The 12,643-nt window shown below is 52.8% G+C and carries 10 protein-coding genes; 2 read left to right on the forward strand and 8 right to left on the reverse strand.

Annotated elements, in window-relative coordinates; translation table 11 throughout:
• Positions 1–9 precede the first annotated feature (9 nt).
• From poxB to cspD, 3 genes are all read right to left on the reverse strand, one after another.
• Complete coding sequence (gene poxB, locus EH228_RS03305; RefSeq protein ID WP_152320266.1) at positions 10–1,731, reverse strand: ubiquinone-dependent pyruvate dehydrogenase; 1,722 nt, start codon at positions 1,729–1,731, stop codon at positions 10–12.
• 133 nt (positions 1,732–1,864) lie between these two features.
• On the reverse strand, positions 1,865–2,764 hold the full coding sequence (locus tag EH228_RS03310) for a LysO family transporter (protein ID WP_152320267.1): 900 nt from the start codon (positions 2,762–2,764) through the stop codon (positions 1,865–1,867).
• Positions 2,765–3,102: 338 nt separating this feature from the next.
• Complete coding sequence (gene cspD / locus EH228_RS03315) at positions 3,103–3,330, reverse strand: cold shock-like protein CspD (protein WP_152320268.1); 228 nt, start codon at positions 3,328–3,330, stop codon at positions 3,103–3,105.
• A 309-nt stretch (positions 3,331–3,639) separates the two neighbouring features.
• Here cspD and clpS point away from each other — a divergent pair, with 309 nt between their 5' ends.
• Complete coding sequence (clpS, locus tag EH228_RS03320) at positions 3,640–3,960, forward strand: ATP-dependent Clp protease adapter ClpS (RefSeq protein ID WP_152320269.1); 321 nt, start codon at positions 3,640–3,642, stop codon at positions 3,958–3,960.
• Positions 3,961–3,989: 29 nt separating this feature from the next.
• Complete coding sequence (gene clpA, locus EH228_RS03325) at positions 3,990–6,266, forward strand: ATP-dependent Clp protease ATP-binding subunit ClpA (RefSeq protein WP_152320270.1); 2,277 nt, start codon at positions 3,990–3,992, stop codon at positions 6,264–6,266.
• Between the two features lie 332 nt (positions 6,267–6,598).
• Here clpA and infA read toward each other — a convergent pair whose 3' ends face one another.
• The 5 genes from infA to trxB form a co-directional block, all read right to left on the reverse strand.
• Positions 6,599–6,817, reverse strand: a complete 219-nt coding sequence (gene infA / locus EH228_RS03330; protein ID WP_002211347.1) for a translation initiation factor IF-1 — start codon at positions 6,815–6,817, stop codon at positions 6,599–6,601.
• Positions 6,818–7,168: 351 nt separating this feature from the next.
• Positions 7,169–7,867 (reverse strand): leucyl/phenylalanyl-tRNA--protein transferase, encoded by a 699-nt coding sequence (gene aat / locus EH228_RS03335; protein ID WP_152320446.1) that lies wholly within the window; start codon positions 7,865–7,867, stop codon positions 7,169–7,171.
• Between the two features lie 33 nt (positions 7,868–7,900).
• A complete protein-coding gene (gene cydC / locus EH228_RS03340) occupies positions 7,901–9,628 on the reverse strand; it encodes a heme ABC transporter ATP-binding protein/permease CydC (protein WP_152320271.1) in 1,728 nt (575 codons plus the stop codon).
• Entirely contained in the window at positions 9,625–11,394 is a 1,770-nt protein-coding gene (gene cydD, locus EH228_RS03345; protein ID WP_152320272.1) for a heme ABC transporter permease/ATP-binding protein CydD, read from the reverse strand. The genes cydC and cydD overlap by 4 nt, the downstream gene beginning before the upstream one ends.
• Before the next feature lie 147 nt (positions 11,395–11,541).
• On the reverse strand, positions 11,542–12,510 hold the full coding sequence (trxB, locus tag EH228_RS03350) for a thioredoxin-disulfide reductase (RefSeq protein ID WP_152320273.1): 969 nt from the start codon (positions 12,508–12,510) through the stop codon (positions 11,542–11,544).
• Positions 12,511–12,643 lie beyond the last annotated feature (133 nt).

The raw sequence follows: 12,643 nt of genomic DNA on the forward strand, positions 1-12,643 counted from the left end.
CAACATGTTTTACCGCAGCCAGTTGGTTTTTGCCAGTTCGACGACTTCATCGCCGCGTCCATTAATAATGGCGCGCAGCATATAGAGGCTGAAGCCTCTGGCTTGCTCCATTTTTATTTGCGGCGGCATCGCCAGTTCTGTTCCGGCTGTCACCACATCTATCAGCGCCGGGCCATCGTACGCCAGGGCCTGCTGGAGAGCGGAATCCAGTTCAGAAGCTCGCTCAACACGAATGCCTTTTACGCCACAAGCGTTAGCGATATCGGCAAAGTTCGGGTTCTGGAGCTCAGTACCATCGGTCAGATATCCCCCCGCTTTCATTTCCATCGCCACGAAACCCAGCACGCTATTGTTAAACACCACCAGCTTAACCGGCAGTTTCAACTGGGCGACGGAGAGAAAATCTCCCATCAACATACTGAACCCGCCATCGCCACACATGGCGATAACTTGTCGCTGGCGGTCAATTGCTTGTGCGCCCAGCGCCTGAGGCATGGCGTTAGCCATTGAACCATGATTGAACGAACCAAGCAGGCGACGTCTGCCGTTCATTTTCAGGTAACGTGCGGCCCAGACCGTCGGTGTTCCCACGTCGCAGGTAAAGATTGCGTCATCGTCAGCATACAGACTGAGTCGTTGTGCGAGATACTGTGGATGAATGGGTTGTTTGTCATTGGCGGTCGCCAGTTCATCAAGGCCTTTGCGGGCATCCGCGTAATGTTCCAGTGCTTTATCGAGAAAGTCGCGTTCCTGTTTTACTGCTAATAACGGCAACAGGGCGGCCAGTGTGGCTTTGATATCGCCAATCAGTGCCATATCGACATGACAGTGGGCTGCAATACTGACGGGATTGAGATCGATTTGGATGATTTTTGCCCCTGTCGGGTAAAACGCGCGATATGGGAAGCGTGTCCCCAGCAACACCAGAGTACTGGCATTCAGCATGGCGTGATAGCCAGAAGAGAAGCCGATCAGGCCGGTCATACCAACGTCATAAGGGTTATCGTATTCAACATATTCTTTGCCGCGTAAAGCATGAACCACTGGCGCTTTCAGGGTTTGCGCCAACCTGACCACTTCGTCATGCGCACCGGCACAACCACTGCCACACATCAGGGTGATATTCTGTGATTCATTCAGGAGCGCGGCCAGCTTTGCCAGCTCAGCGGTCGTTGGCTGAATCACCGGAAACTGAGGGGGATACCAGTCAGCGCGGGCTTCTTCCGGTGCGGGCTTCAGAGCCACATCACCGGGTAAAACCACCACCGACACGCCGCGATGCAGGATTGCGCTACGCATGGCTATCCCCAATACTTGCGGCAGTTGTTCAGGATTGGAAACCAGCTCGCAGTAGTGGCTGCATTCCTTAAACAATGTTTGTGGATGAGTCTCCTGGAAGTAGCCGCTGCCAATCTCACTGGAAGGAATATGTGCAGCAATGGCCAGCACCGGAACGTTATTGCGGTGGCAGTCAAACAGTCCGTTAATCAGATGCAGGTTACCTGGCCCGCAGGACCCCGCGCATACCGCCAGTTCGCCGCTGATTTGCGCTTCCGCACCGGCGGCGAAAGCGGCGACTTCTTCGTGTCGGGTCGGCATCCATTCGATAGTCCCCATGCGATTTAAACTGTCACTCAGGCCGTTAAGTGAGTCACCGGTTACACCCCAAATGCGCTTGACGCCTGCATTTTCTAATGTTTTCGCCACCAGAGTGGCTACGGTTTGCTTCATGTTGTACTCCTTTTTCCATTCTTATCCCAATTTAAAACTAACGGGGAAAGCATAGTCGAAGGCGGCGAGAAGACCGGGAATAGCCGTGGTGAAAAATGCGGTGACGGGCAGCGCGCAGTGGCTGCCGGGGCATTCAGGAGGAGAATAGCGCGATAAGGAGAGGTGCAGCCAGACTGAGCAGAAAGCCATGCACGATAGCTGCAGGGACCATCTCCATGCCGCCGCTGCGTTGCAACACGGGCAACGTGAAGTCCATCGAGGTTGCACCACACAGGCCGAGTGCACTGGAGCGGTGGTGAGTAATCAGCGCCGGGATCAGCATAATCGCCAGCAACTCGCGTAACAGATCGTTAAAAAAGGCGGCACTGCCGATCACCGGGCCAAACGATTCGCTCATCAGAATGCCTGAAAGGGAATACCAGCCAAAGCCCGAAGCCAGCGCCAGCCCGGTTTTCAGCGGAAAATCCAGCACCAGTGCGGCGATTATTCCGCCGAACAACGCACTCATCAGAACCACCAGTGAGACCATCAGGCCACGGCGGTTGAGGATTATCTGCTGTAACGTCATGCGACTGCCGCGCAATTGCAGCCCGACCAGAAAAAGCAGTAATAGCAGTGCGTAATTGCTGGCTTCAGAGGCGTGTTTCAGTGGGGGCCAGTGGCTGAGACCCGTTACAAAACCAGCAACCACCACGCCACAAAGCTTGAGGGATTCCAGTGCCATATGCAGCCGGGAAGGCAGCGACTCCTGGTGGTGATTATGATGCCATGGGTGGCGGCATTCCAGCAGACGCAGAGCCAGCAGATTACAGATCAGTATGCAGGCAGCGCTGATCAGACAATAATAGAAGATCGCCTGCAGGTTGGTAGCCAGATTGTCGAGAAAAGCCAGGCTGATCCCCATAAAAAACAGGATCACATACACCATCCAACTGAGTAATTTATTCACCAACTTTTGTAGAAAGCGGCTTTTGGCCGGTAACGAATAGCCGACAATAAGCGGCACAAGAATGATCAGTAATCCTGAATACATGAAACGGTTCGTCCGTGGAAAAAGGGAAGACGTTATCCTGACGAAAATTTCACTTTGAGTAAAGCGATGTTCAGGCCGGGATTTAGCGGGTAAGACGAGGGGGAGCTTATCTCCCGGGACTTCCTGGAGTTTGAACATCCAGACAAGGATTTTCAGGGGGTTATCAGCGTACTAACCGGTAAAGTCTGCCCATTCCAATGAATACGCAGCATATTAATGACACATTCAATTGACTTGAAAAATGACAAGGCAACCCAATCTTACTATTGTTAATAAAAATGCCAGTTGGGACGACTGGCATTTTACACCAGGGTTGGTCAGAATGAGTGCAGGAAAGGTCAGGCACTGACTGCCATTGTGGTTCCCACTGGAACAATAAGGCTGGCATGATTGCCTTTTGGTCCCTGGTGCACATCAAACTGGACTTGCTGCCCGGCTTTCAGCGTTCTGTAACCTTCCATCTGGATGGTAGAGTAGTGGGCGAAGATGTCCTCGCCGCCACCGACAGGACAGATAAAGCCGAAACCCTTGGCATTATTGAACCATTTAACAGTACCCGTCTTCATGCTTTTATATCCCTCGCAATCTGTTCGAATGAGTGAGGTGAATTTAAGCTGGTTAAAACGTATTCAGCTTAATGTCTGTACTGTAGAGAAATGGTATAGAGCGTCAAGTGATTGAGCGTCAGGGCGGAGAAAAAAACGGCAAAATTTGAGGTAGTTAACGCTATTGCCAATTTTGTGATGGAAGTCTCATGGCTGCGATTTGTAGCAAAAATTCATCGGCGCTGACCAGTATTTATAGGGCGTGTTAAACTTAACTCTCAGTAATGTTAGCTGATGCGGGTAAGCAACGTTTTCATATAGCGGATACGTATGGGAAACACTAACGATTGGCTTAACTTTGAACATCTTGCAGATGATAAACTCCGTGAAGAGCTCAAGCCACCTTCGATGTATAAGGTCATTTTGAACAATGATGACTATACACCCATGGAATTTGTTATTGACGTATTGCAAAAGTTCTTTTCTTATGATGTTGAACGTGCAACGCAACTGATGCTTGCGGTCCACTACCAGGGAAAGGCGGTCTGCGGTGTTTTCACTGCCGAAGTGGCAGAGACCAAAGTCGCTCATGTAAATAAGTACGCTCGGGAGAATGAGCATCCGTTGCTGTGTACGCTAGAAAAAGCCTGAATGAGGGCGATTTATTGGGGGAGGTGCCTATGCTCAATCAAGAACTGGAACTCAGTTTAAACATGGCTTTCGCCAGAGCGCGTGAGCACCGACATGAGTTTATGACCGTCGAGCATTTGTTACTGGCATTGCTCAGTAACCCATCGGCCAGAGAGGCACTGGAAGCCTGCACGGTTGATATCGTGGTTCTTCGACAGGAGCTCGAAGCCTTCATCGAACAAACTACCCCGGTCTTGCCGGTCAGTGAAGAAGAGCGCGACACTCAGCCAACACTTAGCTTTCAACGCGTTTTGCAACGTGCCGTGTTCCATGTGCAGTCATCGGGGCGCAGTGAAGTGGCGGGCGCCAATGTGCTGGTCGCTATTTTCAGTGAGCAGGAATCACAGGCGGCTTATCTGCTGCGTAAGCATGAAGTCAGCCGTCTTGACGTGGTGAATTTCATTTCCCACGGCACACGCAAAGATGAGCCGGGCCAGGCGCCAGGTGCAGAAAACCCAGTTAACGAAGAGCAAGCCGGCGGGGAGGAACGTATGGAGAACTTCACCACCAATCTGAATCAGCTTGCTCGCGTGGGCGGCATTGACCCGCTGATCGGGCGCGATAAAGAGTTGGAGCGAACTATTCAGGTGCTGTGTCGCCGCCGTAAGAACAATCCGTTGCTGGTTGGTGAGTCCGGCGTGGGAAAAACCGCGATTGCGGAGGGGTTGGCCTGGCGTATCGTCCAGGGTGACGTGCCTGAGGTGATGCAGGATGCGACGATTTATGCGTTAGACATCGGTTCACTGCTGGCTGGCACCAAATACCGCGGTGATTTCGAAAAACGTTTTAAGGCGTTGCTCAAACAACTGGAGCAGGACAGCAGCAGCATTCTGTTTATTGATGAAATCCATACGATCATCGGTGCAGGCGCCGCTTCCGGCGGTCAGGTGGATGCCGCTAATCTGATTAAGCCACTGCTCTCCAGTGGGAAAATCCGGGTGATGGGGTCCACCACCTATCAGGAGTTCAGTAATATCTTTGAGAAAGATCGCGCGCTGGCGCGCCGTTTCCAGAAGATTGATATCACGGAGCCTTCCGTCGACGAAACGGTGCAGATCCTTAACGGTCTGAAGCCGAAATACGAAGCGCATCACGATGTGCGTTATACCGCGAAAGCGGTGCGTGCCGCCGTAGAGCTGGCGGTAAAATACATCAATGATCGTCATCTGCCGGATAAGGCGATTGATGTCATTGATGAGGCGGGGGCTCGTGCGCGTCTGATGCCGGTCAGCAAGCGTAAGAAAACGGTGAATGTGGCTGATATCGAATCTGTGGTGGCCCGCATTGCGCGTATTCCAGAGAAGAGCGTATCCGCGACTGATCGTGATACGCTGAAAACCCTCGGCGATCGTCTGAAAATGCTGGTGTTTGGTCAGGATAATGCGATCGAGGCATTAACTGAAGCGATTAAGATGAGCCGTGCTGGTCTGGGACAGGAGCGTAAACCTGTCGGTTCTTTTCTGTTTGCCGGGCCTACCGGTGTCGGGAAAACCGAGGTGACTGTCCAACTGGCGAAAGCGTTGGGTATTGAACTGCTGCGCTTTGATATGTCCGAGTATATGGAACGCCACACCGTGAGCCGTCTGATTGGCGCACCTCCAGGCTATGTTGGTTTTGATCAGGGTGGGTTGTTGACCGATGCGGTGATAAAACACCCGCATGCTGTGGTGTTGCTTGATGAGATTGAGAAAGCGCATCCGGACGTGTTTAACCTTCTGCTACAGGTGATGGATAACGGTATGCTGACGGATAATAACGGTCGTAAAGCCGATTTCCGTAATGTGGTCGTGGTGATGACCACTAACGCCGGCGTGCGGGAAACCGAGCGAAAATCGATTGGTTTGATCCAGCAGGATAACAGCACTGATGCCATGGAAGAGATCAAGAAGATCTTTACGCCGGAGTTCCGTAACCGACTCGATAATATTATCTGGTTCAAACACCTTGATACCGAGGTGATTCATCAGGTGGTGGACAAGTTTATTGTCGAACTGCAGGCACAGCTGGATGCGAAGGGCGTGTCGCTGGAAGTCAGCGATGAAGCCCGCGACTGGCTGGCAGATAAAGGTTATGACAAGGCGATGGGAGCCCGCCCAATGGCGCGAACGGTGCAGGAAAACCTGAAGAAACCGCTGGCGAACGAACTATTGTTTGGTTCCTTGGTGGATGGCGGATCGGTTTCGGTCGCTCTTGATAAAGAGAAGAACGAGCTGGTCTACCATTTCCTCAGCGCCGAGAAACGTAAAACCGCAGGCACAGTCCATTAATAAAATCAACGGATGTCCAGCAGATTCCTCCCTTTAAGGGGCTGGAAGATGATGGACAGAAAGAAACGCGAAAGGCCGCATAGTCATCTTATGCGGCCTTTTTTATGGGACTGCGCGGTATCAGCGGCAGCACAATTAATTGATAATCATACCCTGATTCATTCAAGTTACAGGACAAAAATGCAGGAAGCATTTCTGAACAGCAACCTGAGCCAGCTTCGACGAGCGGACCATGCGGCAAGTGGCAGGCGCTCGATGAGCTTACTCAGGTAAGTGATTCGGGTGACTGAACACAGCCAGCGTACCTGCAACTTGAAGGATGATGGGTATAATTAGCGACTACGGAAGACAATGCGGCCTTTGCTCAGGTCGTACGGGGTCAGCTCTACAGTGACTTTGTCGCCCGTCAGGATGCGGATATAGTTTTTGCGCATTTTACCGGAGATGTGAGCGGTAACCACGTGTCCATTTTCTAACTCAACGCGGAACATGGTGTTAGGCAACGTATCCAGTACGGTACCTTGCATTTCAATATTGTCTTCTTTGGCCATCGAATCCTCTGGGGGTTACAACCTTAGTTTTGAACCGGCAAGATAATGCCGAATTTCAAGTATTATGTAAAGAATTGTTGGTGATTTCACCAGCATCAACACCTCTGTACGCGCTCTGCGCAGAGGTGCTCTAACTTAAAACTGAGTAGAGTAATGACGTCAGCGTGGGGATAAGCGGGCTAAGAGCGGGTCTGCATTCGCTCCTGCGCGTAATGAAAACCGAAAGACGAAGTGCGTTAATATTCCCAGCCAGGCCAATCCCGGCTCGCCAGTAACCAGAGGCGAAGGGCGGACGACATACCAAACGCGCATATTATACCATTGTTATTCACGGTTGCGTGGAAAACATCGTTAAATCGCCTCAAAAAGGATCTGTTGCCGCCAGCAGCCTGTCGCCAGTGGTTGATGTGCCAGTGAATCTATCTGTTGCAGATAATCAGATCTGGCAATTTCTTCCGCGCCAAGTGAGGCGGTATGTGGATTCAGTATCTGACAATCGATTAACTTGCCGCCCTGCTGCTGAAAATAACGGCTGAATACCAGCAGTGCCGTCTTTGAGGCATTTTCGCGGCGGCTGAACATCGACTCGCCACAGAAAATTTGTCCCAGTGCTAACCCGTACATGCCACCGACCAGCTCGTTGCCAAACCAGACTTCGATTGATTGCGCATGACCTGCCTCAAACAACGTTAGCCAGGCGCGTTTAACTTCATGGGTTATCCAGGTGCCTTCCTGGCGATCGCTGGCGCAGCCTTCGATCACCTGATAAAAGTTCTGATTCATGGTGACGACATAGGGTGAACGCTGATGAAAGCGCCTCATGCTGCGACTAAGATGAAATTTCTGCGGATAGAGTACCGCACGAGGATCGGGAGACCACCAAAGGATCGGGTCGCCGGGAGAAAACCACGGGAATATACCACGGTAATAGGCCGCGAGTAGTCGCGGAGGACTGAGGTCACCGCCCATTGCCAGCAACCCATTAGGTTCCCGTAGCGCCATTTCTGGCGGGGGGAAATTCAGTGATTCGGAAAGCTGGACCAGACGCATGGCGAATATCTCTGGCAAATGTGTGCCTTTGCACTATAGCGCAAGCTGCTGGTGAAAATACCAGTAACGGCCTCGTTTGGCGATTAATTCAGCGTGATTTCCCTGCTCGATAATGCTGCCGTTGTCCATTATGCAGATTTTATCAAAGTAATGCAGCCCTTGCAGACGATGCGTCACCATCACCAGCGTTCTGTTCTGTGCCACTTGCTGTAACAGCGCGAGGATTTGCTGTTCGGTTTCGGCATCCAACCCTTCCGTTGGTTCATCCAGCAACAGCAAGGATCCCCCATGAAGCAGGGCGCGAGCCAGCCCCAGGCGCCGTAACTCGCCTCCTGAGAGCTGACGGCCACCTTCACCTAACCAGGCGTTCAATCCCTGATCGTTGTCCAGCAATCCTTCCAGCCCAACCTGGTGCAGGACGGCAACCAATTGTTCATCATCGCTCTCCGCTGAGGCCAGGCGCAGGTTTTCTCTTAGCGTATTGCTGAATAAATGCACTCGTTGAGTCACCACGCTGGTCATGGCCCGTAATGACGGTTCATCCCAGTGTTTTATCGGCTGACCGTTCAGGATGATTTCACCGCTATCAACATCCCAGGCGCGGGTTAACAGTTGGAGCAGGGTGGACTTGCCGCAACCGGTTCGTCCGAGCAGCGCGATATGTTCACCGGCATTGAGGGTCAGTGAGATCTTCTGCAACGTGGTTCTGCCGCGTTCATAGCTGAATGTTACATCACGCAAGGTCAGTTGAGCCCCCTGAGCGATGGGGGGCATCGCACTGGGAAAGCTGACGGCAGGTTGTTGACTCATGATTTGGCTCACCCGTTGTGCGGAAGCCATCACCTGTCCGAGGTGTAGAAATGCGCCGCCCACTGGCGCCAGAGCTTCAAAAGCGGCAAGGGTGCAGAATACGAACAGGGCAATCAATGCGTCGGGCTGTGTTTCGCTGCCTGTTCCGCCCGTACAGAGCCAGAGTATGAGCACCAAAGTAAAACCGCTGATCAGCAGCAGTAAAGCCTGAGAAAGCCCGCCAAGGCTTGCCTGAGCGCGTTGAGCCTCTTGCCATTGCGTTTCAGTATCGTCCAGACAATGTCGAAAGCGGGATGCGGCGCCATACAGTTTCAGCTCGGTCTGACCTTGCAACCAGCCGGTAAGCTGGTCGCGATACTGCGCCTGCAGTCGGCTCAGCGCCGCACCAGTTGGACGCCCCATGCCATAAAAGAACGGAGGTAGCAGCAACAGCGTCAGGAGCAGCAACCCTCCCAGGGCCAGGGCCAGTTGCCAGTCGAGCCAACTGAGGCCGACTGACACCGCCAGAATAACGGCCAGAGCCCCGATCAACGGCGAAATGATGCGCAGATACAGATGATCAAGGGTATCCACATCCGCCACCAGTCTGTTGAGCAGGTCGCCCTGGCGAAAGCCAGCCAGTCCGGCAGGAGAAAGCGGCATTAGCTTGCTGAAGGTAAATACGCGCAGATGTTCAAGTACCCGGAAGGTACCGTCATGGCTGACCAGGCGCTCAAAATAACGAGCAACGGTACGGATGATCGCCGCGCCGCGGACACCTGCCGCGGGCAACATATAGTTGAAGCTGTATAAACCCGCGATACCGGCCAGCGACGAAGCCGCCAGGAACCAGCCGGATAACGTCAGCAGCCCGATACTGGCCAGTAAGGTCATTACCGCCAGTATCACTCCTAACGTCAGGCGCCAGAAATGACGACGGTAAAGAGCTAAAAAGGGCAGTAGTATTTTCATTCAACCACCTCCTGACGCCGGGAGACCAGCTCAGCAAAAGCGCCTGTAGTGTGCAAAAGCTGCTGATAGCTGCCTTGCTGAATAATGTTACCGTTACGCATCAACCAGATCTCATCCCACTGAGCGAGTTGGCTGAGCTGGTGGGTGATGAGGAGTGTACTTTGCTGGTGAGAGGCCGTCTGCAATGCCTGATTGACATGATGTTCGCTGTGGCTGTCCAGACTTGCACCGGGCTCATCCAGCAACAGCAGTTTGCAGGGTTTATATAACGCCCTGGCGACAGCAATACGTTGAGCCTGTCCTACCGAGAGGTTGGCTGCCTGTTCGCCAATGTCACTTTCCAGTCCCTGGGGCAGTAATGGCAGGAATTCAGAGACGCCAGCAGTCTCGCAAATCTGCTGTAATTTTTCCGTATCGCGGCTACCGTTCAGGGCGATATTTTCACCCAGCGTGGGCGCCGGCAGATGAGGGTTTTGCCCGACCCAGGCCAACTGCTGTTGCCAGTATTCTTGCTGAATATCACGGAGTTCCACCCCGTTCACCTGCAGTGAACCCTGATAGGGCAGGTTACCCAGGATAACATTGAGCAGCGACGTTTTCCCTGCGCCGCTTTGACCCACCAAAGCAATCCTCTGACCGGGTCTCACGCTAAAGTTCAATGGGCCAGCCAGCACAGTTCCCTGAGGAGAGACAATTCGCAACTCTTCGGCGATAAGGGTCAGACCGTTGTGGAAATCCGGCTTTTGTTCGCCATGCTGTACTGTCAACTCGGTGGTTTCAGTCAGAAAGACTTCCAGTGCATCCGCTCCCCCGACAGCCTGTGCTTTCGCGTGATAAAAGGTGCCAAGATCCCGCAGTGGCAGGAAAAATTCAGGGGCGAGGATCAGCGCAAGGAAACCGGCAAATAGGGTGATGCCGCTGCCGTAATGACCGAAGTTCAATTCGCCGAGATAGGAGAAACCAAAGTAAACAGCGACGACTGCAATGGAAAGCGAGGCGAAAAATTCCAGGACGGCGGAGGAAAGGAAAGCGAGTCGTAACACCTCCATAGTGCGTTGACGAAAATCGGTCGAGGCTGCGCGGATTTGACCCGTTTCAGCTTCCGCACGGTGAAACAGTCGCAGTGTATCCAGCCCACGCAGACGATCGAGGAAATGCCCGCTGAGTCGCGCCAGCGCCTGAAAATTACGGCGATTGGCATCGGCAGCGCCCATACCGACCAGGGCCATAAACAGCGGGATCAGCGGCGCCGTAGCCAGCAGAATCAGTGCGGCTGCCCAGTTCACCGGAAACAGGGCTAACAGGATAACGCAGGGGATAATAACCGCCAGCAGCATCTGGGGCTGATAGCGTGAGTAATAATCCTGCATGTCTTCAATTTGTTCCAGTAGCAAAGTGGCCCAACTTCCGGCTGGTTTTCCCTGGATCCACGCCGCGCCGAGAACCTCAAGTCGGTCAAGCACTGTCCGGCGCAGTGTCTGCCTGATGGTTTTACCATACTCGAAGCCGGCTTTTTCGCGCAGCCAGACCAGTAGCGCACGCAGAACAAAACAGCCGAAGAGCAGCATAAATTGAGGGATCAACATGGTGCGAGAAAGGTGCTCAACAATCAGTGACTGTAACAGACTGGCCAGTAGCCAGGCCTGGAGGAGGATCAGCAGCGCACTGCATAGCCCCAGAAACAGTGAAATCCGTAACCAGCGTTTGCCAGGCCCGCTCTGACTTTTCAGCCAGCGAAGTAATTGTTGCTGCCGTGATTTATCCATGCCTTACCAGAGACTCGGGCGTTCCGCATACGGAACCGAAACAGCCCTGTATATTCAGGGGAATTATTGGCAATGTTACAATGCAGAACGCAAAAAGGCGACCAGTGAGGGTCGCCTTTGGTTATATTGATGCAAGGATTTAACAATTTACTGTGAGTTTTTAACTAAACCATCCAGATAACGTTCTGCATCCAGTGCCGCCATACAGCCAGTGCCAGCAGAGGTGATGGCCTGGCGGTAGGTGTGATCCATGACATCGCCTGCGGCGAACACGCCCGGGATGCTGGTCTGGGTGGCGTTGCCTTGCAAACCGGACTGGACTTTTATGTAGCCATTCTCGAGTTCAAGCTGATCTTTGAAGATGGCGGTGTTAGGGATATGGCCGATGGCCACGAACAGGCCAGCAACGTTCAGCTCTTCCGTCTGGGTTCCATCCAATGCCGAGCGCAGGCGCAGAGCATTAACCCCCATCTGATCACCCATTACTTCATCCAGGGTTTGATTAGTGTGCAGCACGATATTGCCGTTGCGCACTTTTTCCATTAGCCGGTCGATAAGGATTTTTTCCGCACGGAAGCTGTCACGGCGGTGAATCAGATGCACTTCAGCAGCAATGTTTGCCAGGTACAGCGCTTCTTCCACCGCGGTGTTGCCCCCGCCGATCACCGCCACTTTTTGGTTACGATAGAAAAAGCCGTCGCAGGTGGCGCAGGCAGAAACACCGCGCCCCTTAAACGCTTCTTCTGACGGCAATCCCAGATAGCGGGCAGAGGCGCCGGTCGCAATAATCAGTGCATCGGCAGTATATTCACCGCTGTCTCCCGTCAGACGAAATGGGCGGTTTTGCAGATCGACACGGTGGATGTGGTCGACAATGATCTCGGTGTTGAATTTCTCCGCATGCTCCTGCATACGTTCCATCAGCAGTGGACCGGTAAGGTCGTGCGGATCGCCAGGCCAGTTTTCCACTTCAGTGGTGGTGGTCAACTGACCGCCTTTTTCCAATCCGGTAATCAGAACCGGATTTAAATTCGCCCGTGCCGCATAGATGGCGGCGGTATAACCTGCTGGGCCTGAACCCAGGATAAGCAATTTACTGTGTTTGGCGGTGCTCATGAGACCCTCAATTGTTGACTGGCAACCCTGTTCCGATTGTAGGGAATTTAACGGAGCAAAAAAAGCATTCTGCAATTTTGTTAACAATAGCTGTGAAAGGTTTAGCCAATTTACGCTGAACCTGGAGTAAGAG

The sequence above is a fragment of the Erwinia endophytica genome, assembly GCF_009295515.1.
Classification (GTDB): domain Bacteria; phylum Pseudomonadota; class Gammaproteobacteria; order Enterobacterales; family Enterobacteriaceae; genus Erwinia; species Erwinia endophytica.

Bases quoted from the DNA above. Each gene is read 5' to 3' on its own strand.
- trxB (WP_152320273.1), bottom strand. From the start codon at position 12,510: ATGAGCACCGCCAAACACAGTAAATTGCTTATCCTGGGTTCAGGCCCA.
- infA (WP_002211347.1), bottom strand. From the start codon at position 6,817: ATGGCCAAAGAAGACAATATTGAAATGCAAGGTACCGTACTGGATACG.
- clpA (WP_152320270.1), top strand. From the start codon at position 3,990: ATGCTCAATCAAGAACTGGAACTCAGTTTAAACATGGCTTTCGCCAGA.
- clpS (WP_152320269.1), top strand. From the start codon at position 3,640: ATGGGAAACACTAACGATTGGCTTAACTTTGAACATCTTGCAGATGAT.
- aat (WP_152320446.1), bottom strand. From the start codon at position 7,867: ATGCGTCTGGTCCAGCTTTCCGAATCACTGAATTTCCCCCCGCCAGAA.
- cydD (WP_152320272.1), bottom strand. From the start codon at position 11,394: ATGGATAAATCACGGCAGCAACAATTACTTCGCTGGCTGAAAAGTCAG.
- EH228_RS03310 (WP_152320267.1), bottom strand. From the start codon at position 2,764: ATGTATTCAGGATTACTGATCATTCTTGTGCCGCTTATTGTCGGCTAT.
- cydC (WP_152320271.1), bottom strand. From the start codon at position 9,628: ATGAAAATACTACTGCCCTTTTTAGCTCTTTACCGTCGTCATTTCTGG.
- poxB (WP_152320266.1), bottom strand. From the start codon at position 1,731: ATGAAGCAAACCGTAGCCACTCTGGTGGCGAAAACATTAGAAAATGCA.
- cspD (WP_152320268.1), bottom strand. From the start codon at position 3,330: ATGAAGACGGGTACTGTTAAATGGTTCAATAATGCCAAGGGTTTCGGC.